This is a genomic window from Pseudoalteromonas sp. PPB1 (genome assembly GCF_015356275.1).
GTDB lineage: Bacteria > Pseudomonadota > Gammaproteobacteria > Enterobacterales > Alteromonadaceae > Pseudoalteromonas > Pseudoalteromonas rubra_D.
The window spans coordinates 1-21,794 of the sequence record NZ_JACEQV010000004.1 but is presented as its reverse complement, the minus strand read 5'-3'; the positions used below and the strand labels follow the sequence as shown (position 1 = coordinate 21,794).

Here is a 21,794-nt window from a genome sequence, read left to right as displayed (position 1 = left end):
TTTGGACCTACCAAACGGCAGTTTTTTAACTGCCTATTTTTATTAAGGACCCCCCATGGCCAAGCGTACTTTTGTAAGCCCTAGTGAAGAAATTCTTGATCTTGATACTCCCCTGGAAACCGATAAACGTCGTAGCTTGGATAACGAACATGCTGGCCATGAATTTGTTTTGCAGCAATCCCATCCAGATCAGCAAACCGCTCTCTATCTCTTCAACCCGCTTGGTCAGCAAAAGGGACACCTGTATTTTTATTATTTTGGCCACGGCAGCACTGCACCATTAGCTGAGTTTTCTTTGGCAGACAGTGAAGATATATCTGGTTGCTACGTATTTAGTAATGACCTGGTTGCGCCTGACCAACTCCTGACCGAGCTGGATAATAGTGACGACATAATTACAACGGGCCTGGGAACCTCGAGACTTGCCTGGCGATTGGCGTTCGATTGTGACGAGCCTGATGAAAGATATAAAACGCTGCAAACAACTAATGTCGGGGCAGTCTTTGAAGATACTTTTTTTGCGGTAGATGCCGGTGGCATAGAAGCCGGTCTGAGCAATCGCTGGGGGTTACTGCTTACCCGACGTGCAACGTTAACACTTGACGCGAAGATGCAGCAGTTTGTCATCAACAACCCCAAAGAAGGCCAGAAAATTGCGGTACAACTACAACAGCAGGAACAACAGATAGACATTGGCAGCAAGCCGGAACTCATCAATATTCCACTTAGCGGTGACCGTTGTGGTGCAATGGTGTTTGACTGGCAATGGAGCCACTATCAACTCAATCAATATTTTAGCGGCGAATTAAAAATGTTCTTCGGACATGACGCTGACATGGCGAGCACCATCAACTACCCGCTTTTTACCCCGGCTGAACAGCAGGCTTTGACCAAGAATAATCTTGGTTTTAAAGTGTTTTTTCAGCAACTAGCCCCCTTAGATGGGCGAAGAACCCGAATGGTATTGCAACCGGATGCCACTGAGCAAGTTGATATATCATCCTGCTACTTTAACAATACAGCAAACTCTGCTGTTCCCCTGAAGCCGTTAATAAGCACTGAACTTGAAGCTGCGGCCGGATTTGCCTGGGCCAGAAACAGTCTGACTGATAACACCCCTTATTATTTATGCCCAGTAGGCCACTACGAAGTCGGCTCGAACGACGATGAACTTTCAAACTCGTCTATCGCGTTACGCTGTGGCGTGTCTGCCAACGAATTTTTTCTATTGAGTAAAGGCGATATACTGGCATTTGAAGTTGGCCTACCTGCTTTTGTCAACATCGATAAAAGACAAAATCCGGAAGGGGCAGTGCCAGATGACTCATTGAGTTCGAGCTGGCTGCAAGTCATTCCTGCGGCAAAAGAAGCCGTTGGAAAACTCGGTAGCAGCTATTGTATTCAGGCTGCCAGCGCTACTTATTTTGTTTCAGTCAACGACAAACCTGGGGAGCAAAGTGAACGATTTCCCATTGCGGTAGGTGCCAGCCTGGTGCAGTTTCATCCGCAAAACAACCCACTCGTGCCTATGCTGCCGTACGGTGGCGTCTTTTTTCAAGATAACAAACACGGGATAGCGTCTCCCAATGCCAATCTTTCTGCTGGCCAACTAGCTGCATTTGAAAATCTTGTCGTGGCACCTTGCCGGCGTCGTCAATTATCGAGTTATTTTAACCAGAGCTATGGTCCTGTATTTTTTGATATCAATCTCGGTCAACCGTTTGATGGTGGCTATATGCACACCCCACTGGGATTACTGGCCAAGTTAAATGAGGTAAGCGACACGCTTCCTCCGGCTGGCACCATTAATCAGATAACCCTGGCCACCAGCCCACAAAACCCAGATCAACAGCTTGCCTTTACAGCAAACACCAATGGCGTAGTCAACCCGCTGTTTGCTAATGCCATGTTGAACGATAATTTGTTTTTGGTCGCAACCGATGCCAGCGCATTGGCTCCAATGCAGAACAAAATTCAGTTAGGGGATTTCACTTTCGATATTAAACCTGGCAATGGCGAAGAGGAATCCATAGTCATCTTCAAGTTTATGCCAGACGTCAGCTTAGCCGAACTAATAAACCATCCCGACAGGTGGACCAGCCTGGTCGGTGACCAAGATTTAACCCAAGTACAGAGCCGCTTGCAAGAGTATCTGGCGGTGGCAAAAAATGGCGAAGACCTGTTTGCCGATTTTCGACAAATGGCGGAGGACCCCAATTGGAACGGCGTACTCTTTTTTAACGTTCCACTGGATTACCAGTCGTTGCCGTTAGACATTCAGATTTTATTGGGAGGTATACAAGGGCAATTACGCGCCCATCATTTTGGAATAACCACCAATCGAATCGATAGTGTGGGTAGTCGGCTCGATTACAGCTCACTGTTCAGTGTGATCCATTATCAACACGAACTGGAAGCACCCAGTTGCTTTCCTGATTTTCAGGTGTTGCTATTTAATGTTCGCTATGCAAACAGCAAACTTGTGGTTTTCGATTCCCGGATTGGCTTCTCTATTGATCAATTACTCGAGTGCCCGGTTGATTTGGCTGTAGCAACAGAGCAGGATAATAAAACATCCGGTACCATAGTGATCGATGGTGTCTACACGCTCACTGAAGATGGCACAGGAACCTTACTTTTTGCCACCAAGGAACCGCGCAGTTTTAAATACAATAGTCATGGCCAATGTTTCACTCCCTTAATAGCCCAATCGATCACCAACGCACAATTAGTGCCTGTTAGCAGACAAGAGCCTGATGAGGATGGCACTGTGCTGGCCTACTCGACTTTTCGCATAGATGGTGTGCTGGCCTTTGACGACGACATTGGTGGCGACTTATTTTCCTATGGAGAATTTGATGATGCCAACGAGCCAGACTTGCCAACAGCAGGCCTTTGCATATCTGGCTATGGCTTCAATATAACGACAGAGATCAGGTCTGATAACAGTGCTGATATCGAAGGGCCGATAACCACAGATTTATCCGGACTGATGGTCGACCAGGGTCTCAGCCATTCAAGAAAGCTGAGTTTTGATGCCACTTTCCCATGCTTGATTGACTCCTTAAGCCATCAGCCTGGAGGCCTAGAAAAGAGCTTACCTGGAGTATGGGAAATCACAGTCGGTGATGAAGATTTTTCCGGCAACGCAGTTTTCTCCATCAATTTTAGCGTGCCTTTGGGGTCACTTGGCATGTTGCTGTCTGATAAGACAGAGCTCAGTGCGAATATATCAATAGGTTGGGATCCAAAAGCAAGCTCGAAAAATGAGGGGGTCGGCTTAGTGCTGAGTTTGCCGTCAGCCGTTAATGGCGCAGGTGGATTCGAACTGGAAGGGGTGATCAATACCAGTTTTGAGCGAGTTCAACTCAACCAGGTGGCTTTACCAGACAGTTCTATTTACGCCTTGTTGTTTGTACACTTTCAAGGCCAACTACTGAACCTGATGTTTAACTATTCCAACAAGCCCAAAGATCTCGGCTTATTTGGCGCCCCCAGCTCACCGGGCTCAGGAAATCCAATTCTGTATCAGGGTAAGTCCATTGATAGCAATTGGAGTGGACCCACGCTGGCTCTTAGCCTTGATGGTGTACCCAGCACATTCGTTGGGCGCTCATTTGATATCGTCACCGACCCCACCAACCCTAATGTGATTTCAGAGACATTTGAGCGGTTGAATCCATATACCAGTAAAACCGTTGAACAATTTATTCAGCAACAGGCAGCCAAAGACCCTTTCTACAGTTCCAGTGCCGGTGTACTGGCAGGCCTTCAGTTCGAATTTAAAAGCTTAGGTATGACGGTGTTGCTCCATGACGATTCGTTTTATGGCGCACAAGTCAAAATCGATACCAGTAAAAGTAAGCCTGTACCACCTGCTGGTGGTGAGTTAACGTCACTAATGATGAAAGGCCCAAAACCAGGTGACAAGCCAGGCAAGGGCTTTCTCTCAATCATCGATAACTTTGAATTTACCATCATATATCGCAAAGTTAATGATCAACTGGGGGTGTGGTCAGCCGACATTTATATCGATTTGAAAGATCTCAAACTGGGGATTTTTAAGCTGAGCCTGCCCAACTTTAGTATTGCCATATGGACGAATGGCGATTGGCGTTTTGCTATTGGTTGGCCATTTGAAGGGGAAGATGCGCATCCCTTTTCTGTGGCATTTAAAGCCGGTCCGTATCCCCTGATAGCCAAAGCGGGTTTCTATCTGGCCAAGCTCAGTAGTGCCGCTGCCCCAGACCAGTTTGGCGACCACTTTGATTTGATCTGGTCGTTTGGTGCAGGGCTTGCAGGTGGCTTGGAAGAAAAATATAAAGTCGGGCCGTTGTCAGCCACTGCAAGCCTGATCCAAAGTCTTACTGTGCAAGGGTTTTTAGCCTCCTACAACGGTACTTTAACAGAAGACGGCGTGGACTATTGGTGGTGGGCAATAAGCCAGTCTTTAACCGGTAAGCTGTCAGGTAAAGTTGACTTTGTAGTGATTGCAGCTTCGGTCTCTATCAGCCTTTCTTTTAACATCGCTTTTGCCATAGAAACCAAACACAGTACGCCGTTATTGATTAACGTTAAGGTCAAGGCCCAGGCTTCATTGAAAGTAATCTTTGTCAAGCTAAGCTTTTCATTTGAAACTAGGCTGGATCTGTTTAATTTTACCTTCGGCTCAGGACCTGCAGCAAGTTTAGACAACCCAACCCCTAATAATGTACTAGGAGAAAGAGACAATACGGCATTGATTGACAGGTATGCGCTGGCACCTGGTGCGCAGCAGGCAAACTTTGTTGAATCCGGGCCAGGGTTTATCTACACCCCCGCCGATCCCGTGGACTTGCCTGTTGATTTTTCCTTGCTGACAACTTCCGTCAGCGACGACAACATCACTTGGAAACCCCAAGGGGTCGCTATCCTAACCATGGTCAGCGATGGGCCTGAATCACCATTTGGTTTAATGTGCATTAGTTTGGCAAAGTGGCTGATTGGTCATTATGGCGGTGATGGCAATTTTGCTACACAGCTGGACAACACCCTTGTAAAACTTCAGCAAGGTGCATTCTCCAAAGACTTGGAATCGGCGTTGTCGGCCCTGTTCAGATTCAATATCGGTTCAGCCCAGTTCACAGAGGACACAGCCACCGTCGTGATGGCTGCCCACCCAGATTTGATACTGCATTACAATACTGACGATTCGCAGTTGTATAAGGGGTCAAATCAGTTTGGTGCCAAGCAGATGCAACCGGATTACCTCGATGTCATCAGACGCTATTTCGACCAGCAAGGGCGGGCAGAAAACAGTGGGACGTGCACGGCCGGTCTGTCGATGTGCCAAATGGTGTTTAATAACTACTTTATGATGCTGGCACAACAACTCATCGCAATGCTAAAACAAAGCGAGCAAAAGACTCTTGACGCTGCGATTAAGAAATTAAGTATGGGCGACCTGTCTGGGTTTGTTTCCCGCTTTATGATGGCCGGTGTCAGATTACCGATTGGCGACAACAACGAGCAATTGAAGTCTCTATACGCGCTTACTGGTCAACAATTTACACTGCATAAATCCGGTAATCGTTGGATATTGGATGCAACCCTGAGTAAAGCTGATGATGCACCTTCATACTTATCTGTAAATAAGGACACTAGGGCGTCACTGGACCCTGGTATGGTCCACGAAAAAGGACCGGATGATACTCCATGGCTGTTGAAACCTCTGCAACCATTGTCGCCAGCCAACCTTACTTTGGCTTTCAATCAACTGAATAACTGGCGTTTAAGCGATAACAGCGAAAAAGTGATTGGCAGCTTTTCGGCAGGGCTGATGCAATCGATCGCTCAGGCGAAAAACAAGCTACAAGATGGAGATGCACCATGGCTCAGAATGTCTCAACATGGACCGCAAGATGGCGAGACCGCACATGCCGACTTGAATGGTGCTGGCTCAGATTGGCAGGCCAGTGCAGCCTTGGCAATTACAGTTGAACTGGCGGCAATACCCGATCCTAACAGCCCGGACAATAGTATTATCAGCAACATTTTCTCTTTATTGGGTTGCGATGAAGCTGATAGAGCCTTGCTACAAAAATTACTTGAAGCAATCGCATCGGAAGAGGCCGCTGTTGATGAAATTCAGCTATTAAGTAGCAGTGGTCAGGGACAATGGCAATCGACAACCTCGCCGTCAGTATTAGTTCGTACAGATTTATCCACCAATAATATGCCAGGTGGGCAAAATGGGGCAGATGTCACCGATAGCGATGGACCTATCAACTGTATCAATTATTCTAAACCCGCAGAGAGTGTGCAGCAGAAAATTGACTTCCTGCAATTGGTATGGGAGGTTTCAACAACCAATAGTAAAGGATTCTATTTACAGCTCGAAGGCTTAGACAAAAGTCTGTTCAAACAAGGTAACGCGGAACTGATCTTGCTGGTTCAACTTGCCCAACAGGACAGTATAATTCGCACCGCGCCATGGCAAAATGCCTTGATTGGTAGCCCACCTGAAAAAGACAATGGTATTTTCGCTACTCTGGCCTCAGATAGCTTAGGAACGCCTATTAAGCAATATAATGCAGCTTATCCAGGTGGCGACGTTGGCTGGCAGGTCGAATGGGATAATGCGCCAATCGAAGCCGATGCCATTAGCAGCGACTACCTTACAGGACTTTACCAGATACTTAGCTATCGAGTTACTGCTATTAACGGCCAACCGAAAAAGTACAATTGGAGCCGTGGACAAACGCCACAGGATGTTAGTGACATCAAACCAAAATGGCTATACCAACAGAACTTTGCCAGCGGTGATTTGAGCACGCCAGACGGACGTTACGCTGCTATTGGCGATGTACTAACCATTGAGATCTCCAGTGAGGATGTATTTGGCAACAGCCTGCCCGATAGCTTCAATCGTAAAACGGACTTAGTTGTACAATACAATGACAACATTCTCGGCATCGGTGACTGGGTTGGGGTCACCACCAGTTACAAAGTAGTTGATAACAGCGGCAATAAACTACGTTTCGAGTTTGTCCTGGATAGCAACATTATCCTGGATGACTTGGGCCAAGTAAACGAACCTCAAAGACTCAATATACTGCAACACTATCAATTAATAGCATCTCAATTAGCTGACAAAAACATGAACACAGGGGTAAGCACCAGTGAGGTGCTAAACCGAGGGCTGATATACAAAACCAGCAAGGGAGATGAAGTACAGGCTAACCTTTTGACATTTATCGAAAAAGTGATTGTATGGCTTACTAATGCTAACCCAGATGCGCCTTTTTCCCCTGTCAGCATCGAGCTGCCCTTAGATAAAAACTACCCACAGACATGGAAAAATGACTTACAGCGGCTTCAGGTGAGTATTGAGTTTTATCGTCGTAATGTGGAGGATGAAATTGCCAGCTTAGTGCCCAATGTGCGCCGGGTGATATCCGCGATACAGCCGGTAGAGCAAAAAGCAGTTATTCCGAACAATAATGATGATGACAAAACCAACTCCCCTAGTGGCCTGACGACTTTTGCGATTGCTTTTGAAAAAGCCTACTATCAATTTGACGATGCTGAGGGAACGGTTAAAGTTGCTACCGGTATGGATAGCCAGATTGGCCACCAGTCATTTGGCAAGCGCAGCATTTGGCTGCAACGTTGGAGTGAACTACGCGGTACTTCAGTAGAGATCCTCAATGACGAGCAGCATCAACCGGTTTATTATGCCCCGCCGCCATTGAGTACTCGGTTAATTTCTCGCAAAGTGGATAACCTGAGGCATTACAGCACAGACGGCCAATGGCAGGATACGACGCAGATATTCAACGGAGTCGATATGGATACCTGGGGCGCGGAGTTTCTCAATGCTGTCGAAACTGTATTCAGCCCAATGATATCAACCGGTACAGCCCGAGCGTCGACACATGACAATGAGCTATACAACCCCTTCGTCAACAACAAAGAAAGTCTCGCTGAAACCATAGGCGACAGCATCGAGTATATCTACAACCTCGCCAAAGGCAGTGGGGATATCAATTCTGCGCAACAAACTTGGCGTCAGGCGCTGTTACAATCACTTAGCAAGGACTATGGTTTCTCTGCGCTGATGCAATTGCAAGCCAATGTCAAACTCAATGGCGAGTTGGAGCCTGATGGAGACAAGGCATATCCGCCACGATTATATGGGACTTTACAGAGCCAGTCAGCATCGCAACAAAGTGAGTTGCCTTTTTCGCTGACTCCGGCAACATTGTCATTGGTGGATGGTAAAGGATGGCTAAATTCACTGATCTCAGCCAAAGATCCCGCACGGCAAAACGCAGTGAATACCAGTTTGAATTATCAGATAAGTCAACTTGAGCATTTAAGGGATAGTAGGGCATCCAAGTGTGGCTATGTGCCTTCCAGCTGGTTGACCTATGTGCTTCAGCAGAATCCTAAAAACTTATCCGACGAGCATCAAAATACATTGACCAAACCTATTGGTGATGTGCGTATTCCTATACCGCTGCGGACCTACCCTCCTTTGCCAGTATTGCGCAAAGTCAGTGCTGTACAGCATAAAACCATTAATACAATCGGTGATGCATTAAGCTGGAATCTCAGTGTAAGCATGGCGCGTCCGGTTGCCAGTCAGGATACTTTAAACTTAATGCTGCACTTTAACCTGCCGCTCAACGATTTAAGTGAAAAGCCTTTGCTAATGAGCAGCCAAAGTGCAGTTGCCTCTCGTCCGGCACCTGAAGATCTGTTTGAGGCTCTCGCTAGGTTCGAGTTTGAATATCCGCAACTGGCAGCAAATATCAATGCTATCGGTCGAGAGGATTCAGAGCAAAATCGTGATGCAGTTACACAGTTTAGCGAATTGGTCACAGGGGTCGCAAACACTTGGCCTAGCTGGCACGCTCCAGAGCAACCAAATAGCGAAGCAACCAAACTGGCCGAGCAAGATGACACCCAGTCATGGCATTATGCTATTGATCAACTTGAAGGTGGGGACTTGCTGTTGGTATTTATTGACGAGCAAAGTCAGGAGATCCCACCCTGGCCACAGATCACCGGCTATCGGCAAATGCCTCATGAAGCGGATAATCGCAGCATGACTTATATTGCCGAGCAAGATGAATTGCCTGTTGATTTAGAGTTGAACTGGACCAATTTCTATATTCTTGATTTCCAAAGTGTTCGCCCCAGTGCTTATACCGAACGAAATCGCAATCTGGCGCCATCACCCGAGACAACGAATACTGCATTTGTCTATCATACTCAGACCGTATACTGGCCAAACCCAGTAGTGCCTTTGATTAACGTGGGACAAAATGTTGAACTGCCAAATGCAGACAGTTTGCAAGCTGGGGTTGAGCAGCTATTGCAACAACTTAAGACGCCCCCTCCAGGGAGTATTACCAATGGTTCCAGGCCAGCACTCAGGTATGAAAGTGCGATCAACTATCGCTATCAAGTGATGGCTCACCAGGCTGACCCCAGTGTCACGCCGGGCTTATCGAGCGAAGCATCAACATTCAATACAGATCTTCCGGTGTTTTTGTTTGAACAGGTTGTCAGCAACGACAAGGTTGCAGATGCAGCAGAAGTGGTTACCCAGAACCTTGCTAACTGGCAAGCTGCATCAGGAGCACAGGCGCCCAACAGTATGATAGTTTTCACACCAACTATATTTGCCACCACAATTGTCAGTACCAAAGAAAGGCTGCCTTTAGTGCAATTGAACGCCGTTGCATTACAGGTTGGTAAGACACCAAACTGGTGGGAACCACAGAATTAAACTTTCGCCTAGATAACCGACTAGGCCCTAGTTGTAAAGGGCCATCGGTTTATCTGGCGGCTAGTGTAATTTTAGGGTTTGCTCCTTAATCGAGATGACTCGGGTGTAACTTCCCCATAAATTCACAAGCCAACTGTGGCTCTGCTTTAAATGGTTAGGTCGGAGTCTCAGGAAAGTACAGGTTTGCATGCTAGGAACTCATTTAGGATGCAGAATAATCAACCAGCCCAATAAATATCAGGTCAACACATTTACAGAGTACTGCGCCAAACATCGGGAATGGCAAAACAGATAAAAGAACGAGATAGCTTACATCAGCTATCTCGCAGCCCCATTCAGCCTTACATCGCAAGAGCGTCCATATGTTTATACCGAAATACTAGTCAGCTCAAAATCAACGAATCACAGCTAACGGCGCTATTATTACGCCCTGAAGCAGTGGTTTAAATTAGTGGACATAGGTTATTTAACCACCTTTGGAAAACTAAAGTTTAAAAAGGTATTGAACCAATCGCAATGCCTTTCAAATCCTGAGAATTACTCCAGTATTTGCAACTGTCCTTTATACCTTTTATATGAACTGTCTCCCCTGTTGCATAAGCCATCATCGCAACACTGACCATTTCCTTGAAGTTTGCAGCTGTGCTGTCAATGGCAAAACGTTTGGTATTTGCGCAGGCTGCCATGTGGTTAGTATCATTAATTTTGACAAATAAAATACTTTTGCCATCATGATGATAAGCAGCTGCGCCAGTGAGCTTTTTCCCCGTAAAATCAGAGGCTACTAAGTTACTTGAAAATAAAATCCCAAGTAATACTACGATAATTTTTCCCATTTTTTCACCCTCGTTTTTTATTATAAAAATTATTAATGTTATTTAAATCGTCACTCTTTTAAAAGGAAACACATTTACAGCGAACTAGACTAAGTATCGGGATTAGTAAAACACGTAAAAGAGCGAGATAGCTTGATACCGCTGGAGCGTCCATATATGTTTTCCAAAATTCATGCCCATTGCACAGCCTTTCCCGCACAGTAATACCCGGAGGACACACCGGGTATAAAGTGGTAGTGCTTAGTGTCTAATAAGCTAACCTGCCTCTTCCTTGCCATTGGCATAATCCGCCAGCCTCAAAACATTGAGCATTATCTAAAGGTAGACGGCGTACATCCTGTACGCCATTGTAAGATGGGTATCTACTCAAATTTTATACACTGCCTTTTATGGACTTAGTGTATTCTGTTTAACTCATCCATTGAGCAACAGTTGTTACCTCCTTCGTAACTTTATCTATCGTTTAAGATGCGAAATAGCTCTGTTCTCAACTCATCTAACTTTTGGTTTTCCTTTATCATAGGCTGACCTTGCTCATATAAAACAAGGTCACTAAAAGATCCCATTCCGCCATATACTCTCAGAATTTCACTACGAAGAGTTTCTAAGTTCTCCGCATTGGTGGAATCTAATTTTTGCCTAAAGTTATTGAATGAACCGGCCCAGTTTGTTTCGCCAACTGAGACAAGGAGCTCAATAATTTTTTCAATTTCCGAAATTAACAAAGTTACATTCTTCATATATATTCCTATTTTAGAGGCGAGCTACCTAAAACCTTAACACCTTTAAGCAACCAAGGTGTCTCAACTACTATCTGTTGAGTACCACCGACAAAGTGACCACCTTGAGAGCCAACACGGCCAGTATGAATTGTCGTTCCAGCGGGAATTCGAACTTTAAAAACGGTGTCGATCGGAGACTTTGCACCGCCGGGCCACACAGGTAATACTGCTTTATCAATTCTTGTTTGAATCTCGCTTATGGGCTTATCTTTTGAAAAAAACTGCCCCAGTGGCCTATCTCCTGTACCGGCTCGGTACAATACCATATCTTTATCTAGCACCCTTGAAGTATATCTTCCACCAGCAAAGGTTCCTGCTAGATCATCAGATAAACGAGCTATGCTGTTTGTAACAACCCTCGCTTGCTTAAATATACGGCTGGATTGATAAACGCGATACAGCCATGCAGGGGTGCCTACCGCGGGCGCAAAAGAAACTGCAAAACCAACAACCTCGATGCGCTCCATGGTGAGCTCTTCGCCTGTGACTTTGCCAGCGAGCATCGCTTCAGCATCCCGCCTGCCCATATTAGTGTTCCCAAGTGCCAGACTCGCTGTCAGCTCTTTAGTATTTAGCTCTCTATCAGCTCGGATTTCAGCGGCTTCTTCAGCAAAATAATCTGACAACCCTTCAAGCCCATACTCATCGGCCAGTTCAGATTGATAATCAGCCCATTCATCCGCCTCATGACCCAATCCAGTGCTACTTAGCAAGGCATTTACTCCAAAGCTCTTGATAGCTCCCTTTAAAAAGCCACCGGCAAAATTTGCCATTGCAGTTCCGCCACCATCAATGGCCTGAACCACACCTACCACAAACTGCACTGTGCTGTAGAACTCATACGCAGTAATTGCAGTAGTAATAGCAGCTGCCAAGGTACCAGTAATGAAACCGTTCAAGATTGCGTGTTTTAGCAGGCCAACACCTAAGGTAACAAAGATATATCCACTGGGGTCTGTCTTATTCAGCGGGTTATTCACCACATACGAATAGCGGTTAAAGTTTTGAATGTTTTGTGGTGCCTGCACCATGGGGTCTGCTTGTAAGAAACGTCCCAGAATAGGGTCGTAAACACGCCCGCCCATATGCACCAGGCCCACTTCATCCATCTGCTCATGACCCGTGTAACCACGTAGCGTCAGCTTACTGGTGAACTTATTCTGGTCGCTAAAGTCTCTCGCCCAGGTGGTCGCGTTTCGCCGTGCACCAAACACATCAAAGCTCATCACCTGCTCTTTCTTACCACTGGCATCCGCAATCACATGCGTTGAACCCAGGTGGTCGTCCAGCATAAAGCGTGTCGTCACCTGATTGTTCACTGTGGTAATAAGTACTTTGCCTGCAATGTAGCGCTTGCTCACCCAGGTGCTCTGGCCGCCATATCGGATGAACTCCACATTACCCACATAACGGGTTTCCTGTGCGATTGGAATAAAGGTGCTGATATCCCCGTTGAGGATAGGCAACAGCAAACCTTTTTCACCACCAAATTCAGTACGCTTATAACGCTTACCATAACCTGAGTAGGCAAACTCCATCCAGTAGCTGTCTTTTTTGATGTAAACCGGCTTGTGGAAGGTGTTGTATACCAGCTCTCGGGCATTGTCCTTCACCATGTTACCTGCCGCATCGTACTGGTAGGTATTGGCTCTGTCACCCGTGACTTTCGTCACCGCATGGGGGCGGCTCGACTGGTAATGATAATGGCCCACACCTGTTTTATAGGTGATGTTACCCAGCTCATTATAGCTGATTGTGGTGCTCGGCCCCCCTGATATCGCACTGCTGGTGACCCGATTCAGGCTGTCATACCCGAACGTTTCTTTCTTACCAATCGTATGGTCCTGACGATAATTCAGGTTACCCAGATTACTCCAGTTATAGGCCCAGTTCTGTAACGTGCCACTGCCCGTTGACTTCAGACTGGTCAGCAAACCGGTCTTCTGATCGAACACCTTAGTCCGGGTAATGCGACTACCCAGTTTCTCTGTGGTGACGTTACCAAAGGCATCCGCCGCCGAGGCCTGCCAGACGACACTGTTCGTCTGCAAGTCTTTGAGGGAGCTCATGTGCTTGTGCGCATTGTAGTGGTAAGTCACTGACTTGCCCGACGCATCTGTCTCTTTATATAACTGACCGGCATTATTATAATGCTTAACTTCTTTATAAGTAGTGCCGTCAATCACCGTATGCTTTTCGCGGCTACGACCAAAACTGTCGTAGTAAACACGCTCGGTAAATCCTGTGACCCTGTCGGTCGTCACAGCAATCATCCCCTTGGCATACGCACCACTGTCATAGGTATTCACCACATGATGCTCAAGCTTCGTGCCACCGCGCTTGCGCTGTACTTCTGTGTTTCGGCCCAGTACATCGTATTGATACGTGATCACATTGCCATTGCTGTCTGACTCTCGGGTTACCTGATGATAGGCATTATAGCTGTAATTGATGGTGCCCTTGTCAGAGTCGATTACACGGGTTTTATTGCCGTACTTATCATAACTGACCTGGATCTTATTGCCCTTAGGGCCAGTCAGCAGGCGTGACTTACCATTTTCATCATACTCATAGTATGCCGATTTACTGTTTGCATCTGTGACCTTGACCAGCAGGCCTATCGCATTTGTCAGCTGGGTATTTTTACGATTAGACGGGTTAACCGTGGTCACACTCTCGCCGTTGTACTCGGTTTTCCAGATAGAGCCATCTGCCTTAGTTATCTGTACAACCCGATTCTGCTTATCGTATTTGTACACATTCCAAAGTGGCGTGCCACCGTGGAAGTAAGGCATGGACTCTTTGTACTTACGACCTTTGGTGTCATACAGATAATCAACGTTGATGAATGTACCACTCAGGGACATACCAGACTCACGCAACACACGACCATACTTATCAAAGTACTGTCGGCTGGTAGGCCCGCTCTCAGACACACTTTCCTCGTAATACGCCGCACCGCTCACACAGCCATTACTACTGGTACACCAGTATTTACTCTCGCTGCTGCTCAGTGCCTTAACGCCAGTCTTGCTTGTATTGTCAGCCGGAGTTGAAGTTTCTCCTGTCAGGCGACCCAGTTTATCGTAGGTGTAGTAAGTCCGCTGACCATTGGCAGTCTGGGTATAAGACTTACGACCCAGGCTGTCATAACCTATGGAACTGCGATGCCCGAGGCTGTTCTTCTCACCCGTGACCAAACGGTAGGTGCTGTCATAATAGGTTTCCAGCGTCTTGGTAGGTAAGCCTGACTTAGAAACCGTTTCTTTAGTGATCAGGCCATAACTGTTCAGGGTATAGCTTTTCACCACACCGTTATCTGCGGTTGACTTAATCAGGCGCCCTTTGCTGTCATAGGCAAAGGTTGAGGTATGGGTGTTCTGATAGTTCCCTTTATTTGTGCCATTCAAACGGTTCAGATAACGCTTGGTCTCCACCGTTTTAGTAACCCGGCCACCGTAATTGCTGTAGCTGTAAGTATTTCTTGTGTCTGTCTTTGCATAGCCATTTTTCGAATCAACTATGCTGCTTTGCGTTAACGGATTACCGTAACTGTCCACCGTAACATTTTTAGTTTTGGTCGCTATCAACGTCAGACTGCTGACATCCGTACTATAGGTTTTAGTAACCGTTCTGGACGGATAGACAATATAGGGTTTGGTGCTATTGGCAGTAACAAAACTCGTTGCCTGCTTACGACCAAAAGTCGACGTCATATCTGATTTCAGACGCCAGATACTGGTATTCACCGACGCCGTAGACAGCGTTGCAAACTGTGCACTGCTTACCTGTACAGGCGATGCCTGTATCCCAGCAGCAGAAATGCCCTCTGCCGCACTGAAAGTCCTGGCTGAGGCAGCCAGAGTATCTATTGGTGCAAACTTTGGTGCTTCGCAACGCTCACCAGGTTGCCAGGAGCAGTTACAGCTTTCCGGAAATACTTCACAAGGATCTAAGTCACCACCGCCACCGGAGCCGCCACCCGACCCTCCGCCGGAGCCACCACCTGAGCCGCCACCGGTGGACGTGTCGCTGCCATAACGTACATAGGTCTGAACCCGCTCCGGGCTGCCCCGATAATCGCCATCCTGACGATAGGTTGTAACAACCTTAGTCCCGCCATTGACCGCTTCCATTTCAATCTGACGGAAACCCAGCATACCACGACCCACCTGGGCCTTCGCACCGTGATACTTGTACTTAATGGTTTCGCCTTTTGTTTCCAGAATGCTCACCACACGGGCGCCGGACTTCACATCCGTAACGCGGCCATTGCCCCAGCTCTTGGTGCGGGCATCATTATGTGGTGTGTAAATATTGCGGTTGTTCAGCGTCGAATACGACACCGTCGTATACGCACCAAATCCGTCTCGTACCGACGAGATCAGGTTGGTCGGTGCATCCGAGTTCTGATATAAGCCCATACGACCCTGGAATACCAGTTTGTCTGCGCTGCCATCACCCGTGACGTCCATATAAGTCGTGAAGTCATAGTTCGACCCATTAGAAGTCATTTTGCGGTACGTAAAGTTCGTGCCGTTATAAAAGTAAAAATGATCTCCGTGATCTTCACGGTATACCTCTGGGATCCCATCACCATTGATATCAAACACCTTCAGGCTTGGCTTGTCATAGTTAAATAACTTGATCCCGCTGGCAAACCCTGTGCCTGTGTTGATCCGGGCATACCAGTCATTGTTACTGTTGCGGTACAGAATATCTGCCAGACCATCGCCATTCAGCTCAACCGCCTGAATGTCTTTATACGAACTGGTACTACCTAAAGAGTAAAGCTCTGCAAAGGTGTCATTCCCTGTTGAAACCAGGATTTTCCAGTAGTAACTGTTACGATAGCCCTGAGTGGTAATAGGGCCAGATGTCCGGCTCAGTGACTGTACCTGCGCTGCCTGCTGCTCCGCTTGTAATAACGCACTGGCTGCCGGGCCACCCACCATATTCACCGGATTCAGCTGACTCAGATTAACCGGGGTAATGGGTGTTGATTCACTACGCTGTGTGACCGTACCACCACCGATGCGCTCAACCTGACCACCAAATCGATCTGCCAGACTTGAAGAGGCCCCTACATGGTTAACCTTAACCGCCATTGGGGTGGGTTCAATCCCTTTGGGAGCTTCACAGAAAGGCGGTCTTTCACAGGGTGGGTCAATATCGTCATAATAAGTACTCACTCGCACTTTAGCGAGGAAATCAGCGCGACCATCCCCATTAAAATCCATCGCCTGAAAGGTGTTGTCCTCTTTATCGTACGACATCATAGTCGCCGTTGAGCCACTCGGTGCCGACAGGTTGAACTTCAGCGCTTTTGCTTGACCGCTAGCCAGACCCGTTTTAATACCTTTCTGATAAGACAGCTTGTTACCCACAAAATGCAACAGCTCCGGGTAACCATCTGCGTCTATGTCTAAAAAGCGCGTGTTGTCATCTGAGCTCGGCTTACTGATCCCCGTCAGTTGGGTAGTGGTGAAATTCATTGCTGACGTATGGCGCATCAGCTGCCAGTACTGGCTGCTGCCCTTCATATACAGAATGTCGTCTTTGCCATCCTTATCATAGTCAATGACTTTCCAGGTTTTGCGGAAGGTTTTCGTAGCAATATCATGAAAACGACGCTCATCGCCGAACCCGCGACCCGTATTCGGGATCATGTATAAATGATCTGACGAGCTGCCCCGGTCGTTACGCACAAACGCGATGTCGGTCAGGCCATCCCCATTGAAATCCATAAACTGGTGCGCTTTATAGCGGCTGTTTCTGGAGTAATCACGACCAATGTCTGACCCCAGACGAATGCTACCGCGCGTCTTCCAGTTAAACACAGTGGGTGACAAACAGCTGTTGTCCGACGAGCAGGCTTGCACTTTTTGCAGCGCACTTTGTGTAACGCCGGTGCCGATATAGCGGTACGTCAGCTTATACTTACGCAGCAGATTCCCTGAGTAATAGGAATCAATTTGCTTCAGGCGCTTGGTCAGGCCAACCTTGTTCCCTTTCAGATAAGAGACTTTGTTCTTATCTACACGGTCTTCCCAGGTAAAACGGATTTCATTGCGGGTGCCGCCTGTACCATAGCCCGAATACTTCACCGCCGTCGGGTAATACTCCAGACTGCCGCTGACCTTAGTATAGTGGTAGGTATAGTAGTTACCCGAAGCATCCTGAACACGCTTCAGTGCCCAGGCAAATGCCTTACCCTGCTTTGAGTTAATCAACGCATCCGAGGTGCTGCTGTACTTACCATAGGTATATTTATTGCCTTTCACATCCGTTACCGTGAAGGCATACGGACCTGTGCTTGTGCTGGAAGTATGGGCAATGATTTTCTGGCCACTGTTCTGACGCGTACGGTATTCCGTGTTGTTGGCGCCATAAGTCTGACCCGATTTCACAATCAGACGCTGGCCGTCCAGACAAAAGCGGTCATTGCTATCAAAGTTAACCGCACCGGCCTTACCGTCGGTTTCCATATTCTGCTCACAGCGGGTAATGGCACTGAGTCCGCCAATGGCAAATCCCACACCCACATGACCATTGTTGGGGTTAGACGCATAGCTCAGAGAAACCGATGGCTTCAGTCCACCCGTTGATTCGCCCATGGTGATGGGAATGGAATAAGTAAACTCACCACTGGGTGATACGTTACTCTCTGCCGACAGTGAGCCCACATAATCATTGGTGTTGATGGCCGAACTCAGACCCGTCGCCTGGGCATAATGTACCAGCTCGGCAGATGGGTTCACAAAGTCACTACGAAAATCATAGTTTACATCGCGTACCTGCATCTGAACACCGATGTCACGCAGGTCAATGCCGATACGGTAAGGGCGTACCTGGCCATTTGAAATGAGCAATTCATGTCCAAGATCGGACTGCATCAGAATGTCGGGCTGACCATCTCCGTCAAAATCACTACGCAGACGCTTACCAACCACATCCAGTTCATTGCGTAGTGCCGTAAAATCTTGCTTTGACAGATACTCCAGTTTGTATCCGTTTGCCGTTTCGACCACACGCACATAGGGCATGGCGTTGTGAACACGAATACTGACCGGGGCGTCATCCGCCGTGGTGACCTGTTTAACAGGCTGTTGATAATAGAGGTGGCCATTACTGTCTCCCCAGACATCGCTGCTGGGGGTGACCGGGCTGGCCTGTCCCGACACACTAAAAGCCCCCAGCATCAGGGCCAGGGTTCCTTTATACTTAAACATGTTTGCTCACTTTGTTTTTTATTTTTATCTGACGTTAATACCTGTCTGCATTTACACTCATTTAGTTTAAAGACACATCGCGCGCGCTGGCAGACCCAGAATGAGCGTAATTCCCACCCGGGGCCTTGATAGTGTCACAGAGACACAGGCAGCCTGTTGTACACAAAATCAGGATACCTGAATGCAGTGCTCTGACTTGAGCACAGTGGTATAGCCATATCGACAATTTGGTCGGTGGTGTTATTCAACCACCTTCACTTCAACTTCATCGATTTGACAGTTCGCAGAAGCCTGATTAAAAGTGAGCTTAACGGGCAGGTTCGCGGCAACAGCAGTCAGTAGCATAGACTGCATATTGCGATAGTTTTCGCTGGTTTTATTCAGTGCAGCCGCTTCTTCCTGGTCCAGGTTACAAGCCAAAGTGGCATTGGTACCCTGAGGGAACTTCACTTTTACCTGAGTGGTGTTGGCAACAACCGAAGAAAATACAACGTTCGATACGCCTTCACAGCTGTACTTATCGCAGCTTGCAGCAGCCTGACCAGCGAAAGTGATGAATAAAGCGGAAATAGCAAGTGTAGAGAATTTCATTGTCATTACGTCCTTTTATTAGTTATCGGTACAATGGTACCCAAAAAAGAACAAAAAATAAACCACAAGTTCACACCCCCATCATCAATTGCATACAGCTATTTCTAATGTAAACAAAAGGGCAACTCACACGGGCATGGCACCTATTATCACCGCATCTCAGTATGCTGAGAAGTAAGCAAAGTGATCTGCTAAGGCTGTGCGACAAAAAATATATCTATTTAACAAGTCACTAAAAAATCGTTATTTAGGAGCGAATACTTAGCTTAAGTGAGCATAGACAGCCTCTATTTGTCTCTTGAATCGAGTTAGTGTCTTTCACAAAAACGCCACCTATTTAAGACAATAGGTGGCGAGAAAGCTCTGCATTAATGTTATATATCAAGCGCTCTGCTAATTATGCTTCATACAGGGCTCAATACTAAACACTTTCATTAGCGTTCCTTTATTAAACCCTCCATACCCTCTAAAGGCCGCATCAAAAACACCTGTAACCTCCACACACTTTCCATGAAGTTCACTGAGCTGATATGCCGTTTCGAGATTTGAGTCATCAGGAAGTACTAAACTAATAGAGTTCTCAAAATCGTCTTTTTCATATTTTTCATAATCTGGAAATAGTGTAGAAAAATCCAAGCCAAATAAGTACACACCGCGAATACTGATGGAATTGTCGTGGTAATTTTCTGGATTCTTGAGTAACTCTTCAAATACCGTTCGTTTGTATTGTTCTTTCTCATCACTTGCCTGAGCAAGTGATGAGAAAACAAGGATACAAAGCATAAGGTAACTTTTCATTGGTGTCATTACCTACCCCTTCTTGCCCTTCTAATAGCGCTAATTGAAATTACGGCGTCCTTTGGTTTCCACTCTGTCGGAACTGCTTCACCCGACAGCGTTCTGACCCGATATTGTCCACCGACCTTTTCCAGCACCCTGATAGCACCAGTTGGGGTTTTTATATAGTTAGGAATATTCTTTTTCTCCAGGAAACCATGGTCACCGGGACCCGGTATTTCTCGCTTCTCATTGATCAATTTTCTAAGCTTTCGATTAGATTCGTCACTTTCAACATGGGTATGAGCAACGAATGAGAGATCATCCGATGGTTTGATAGAAAACGAACATTTCTCGTTCACACATTTGTCAGGCTGTATCAATCCACCATCTTTTTTCACGACAACGGACTGCTCTTTTTTAGTATCTGTCATACCGCCTAATAATTCTATTGCTTTCTTGTCCATTTCTGGGGTACCAACAATATCTTTTGGCGGTTCCGTCTTAGCGGTTTCCTCTTTTTCAGGTGCTTCTACTTCAGCATCAGCGGCAGTTACACTGATAGCATCTTTAGCTCCTTCGGATGCCTTAGCTTTATTCACAGATGTAGCCATATCCATAAGTGTGCTGCCAGCAACGTAGAGTGCCTTAAGCTCACTAAACGGCACATCACAGGAGCCAACTCCGGCAACCGAAAGTGCACACCCTTCTGCCCAGCTTTTAGCATAACCACCTAGGAAATTGGCCATTGCCGTTCCCCCTCCATTAATGGCCTGAATGATGCCTACTGCTGTTTGTGCCAGGCCATAGTAAGAGTAAGCTGTCAGCAAACCACTGAGTACAGTCGCTGTCACACCCGTGATGATTCCCTGGCTGATTGCCGCATTCAGTGCCCATACCGCAATCGTCGCAAAGATATATCCACTGGGGTCAGTCTTATTCAGCGGGTTATTAACCACATACGAATAACGGTTCAGGTTTTGAATATTCTCCGGTGCCTGCACCATCGGGTCTGCCTGTAAGAAACGTCCCAGGATTGGGTCGTAAATACGCCCGCCCATGTGCACCAGGCCTACCTCATCCATTTGCTCATGACCCGTGTAACCGCGTAGTGTCAGCTTGCTGGTGAACTTATTCTGGTCACTGAAGTCTCTCGCCCAGGTGGTTGCGTTTCGCCGTGCACCAAACACATCAAAGCTCATCACCTGCTCTTTCTTACCACTGGCATCCGCTATCACATGCGTTGAACCCAGATGGTCGTCCAGCATAAAGCGTGTCGTCGCCTGATTGTTCACTGTGGTAATAAGTACCTTGCCCGCAATGTAGCGCTTGCTCACCCAGGTGCTCTGGCCACCATAGCGAACGAACTCCACATTACCCACATAACGGGTTTCCTGTGCGATTGGAATAAAGGTGCTGATATCCCCGTTGAGGATAGGCAGCAGTAAACCTTTTTCACCACCAAATTCAGTACGCTTATAACGCTTACCAGAACCCGAGTAGGCAAACTCCATCCAGTAGCTGTCTTTTTTGATGTAAACCGGCTTGTGGAAGGTGTTGTATACCAGCTCACGGGCATTGTCCTTCACCATGTTACCCGCCGCATCGTACTGGTAGGTATTGGCTCTGTCACCCGTGACTTTCGTCACCGCATGGGGGCGGCTCGACTGATAATGATAATGGCCCACACCTGTTTTATAGGTGATGTTACCCAGCTCATTATAGCTGATTGTGGTGCTCGGCCCCCCTGATATCGCACTGCTGGTAACCCGGTTCAGGCTGTCATACCCGAACGTTT

The 21,794-nt window shown here is 47.1% G+C and carries 7 protein-coding genes; 1 reads left to right on the top strand and 6 read right to left on the bottom strand.

Features of this window, described 5'->3' with window-relative positions:
- Positions 1 to 55: 55 nt before the first annotated feature.
- Entirely contained in the window at positions 56 to 9,778 is a 9,723-nt protein-coding gene (locus IY568_RS05300; protein ID WP_194866951.1) for a hypothetical protein, read from the top strand.
- Positions 9,779 to 10,269: 491 nt separating this feature from the next.
- On the opposite strand, the gene IY568_RS05295 is transcribed toward IY568_RS05300, so the two are convergent.
- From IY568_RS05295 to IY568_RS05270, 6 genes are all read right to left on the bottom strand, one after another.
- Positions 10,270 to 10,614: a hypothetical protein gene (locus IY568_RS05295; RefSeq protein ID WP_194866950.1), complete on the bottom strand. Its 345-nt coding sequence runs from the start codon at positions 10,612 to 10,614 to the stop codon at positions 10,270 to 10,272.
- Between the two features lie 452 nt (positions 10,615 to 11,066).
- Complete coding sequence (locus IY568_RS05290) at positions 11,067 to 11,354, bottom strand: DUF6966 domain-containing protein (protein WP_194866949.1); 288 nt, start codon at positions 11,352 to 11,354, stop codon at positions 11,067 to 11,069.
- A gap of 8 nt (positions 11,355 to 11,362) precedes the next feature.
- Entirely contained in the window at positions 11,363 to 18,628 is a 7,266-nt protein-coding gene (locus IY568_RS05285; RefSeq protein ID WP_194866948.1) for an FG-GAP-like repeat-containing protein, read from the bottom strand.
- A gap of 240 nt (positions 18,629 to 18,868) precedes the next feature.
- Complete coding sequence (locus IY568_RS05280; protein WP_138539779.1) at positions 18,869 to 19,219, bottom strand: hypothetical protein; 351 nt, start codon at positions 19,217 to 19,219, stop codon at positions 18,869 to 18,871.
- A gap of 393 nt (positions 19,220 to 19,612) precedes the next feature.
- Complete coding sequence (locus IY568_RS05275) at positions 19,613 to 20,026, bottom strand: hypothetical protein (RefSeq protein WP_194866947.1); 414 nt, start codon at positions 20,024 to 20,026, stop codon at positions 19,613 to 19,615.
- Positions 20,026 to 21,794: RHS repeat domain-containing protein (locus IY568_RS05270; RefSeq protein WP_194866946.1), on the bottom strand; the 1,769-nt coding region annotated here is incomplete at its 5' end. The genes IY568_RS05275 and IY568_RS05270, both read right to left, overlap by 1 nt.

Excerpts from the sequence above, each read along its gene's own strand:
- IY568_RS05300 (WP_194866951.1), top strand. The coding sequence starts at position 56 with ATGGCCAAGCGTACTTTTGTAAGCCCTAGTGAAGAAATTCTTGATCTT.
- IY568_RS05295 (WP_194866950.1), bottom strand. The coding sequence starts at position 10,614 with ATGGGAAAAATTATCGTAGTATTACTTGGGATTTTATTTTCAAGTAAC.
- IY568_RS05290 (WP_194866949.1), bottom strand. The coding sequence starts at position 11,354 with ATGAAGAATGTAACTTTGTTAATTTCGGAAATTGAAAAAATTATTGAG.
- IY568_RS05285 (WP_194866948.1), bottom strand. The coding sequence starts at position 18,628 with ATGTTTAAGTATAAAGGAACCCTGGCCCTGATGCTGGGGGCTTTTAGT.
- IY568_RS05280 (WP_138539779.1), bottom strand. The coding sequence starts at position 19,219 with ATGAAATTCTCTACACTTGCTATTTCCGCTTTATTCATCACTTTCGCT.
- IY568_RS05275 (WP_194866947.1), bottom strand. The coding sequence starts at position 20,026 with ATGACACCAATGAAAAGTTACCTTATGCTTTGTATCCTTGTTTTCTCA.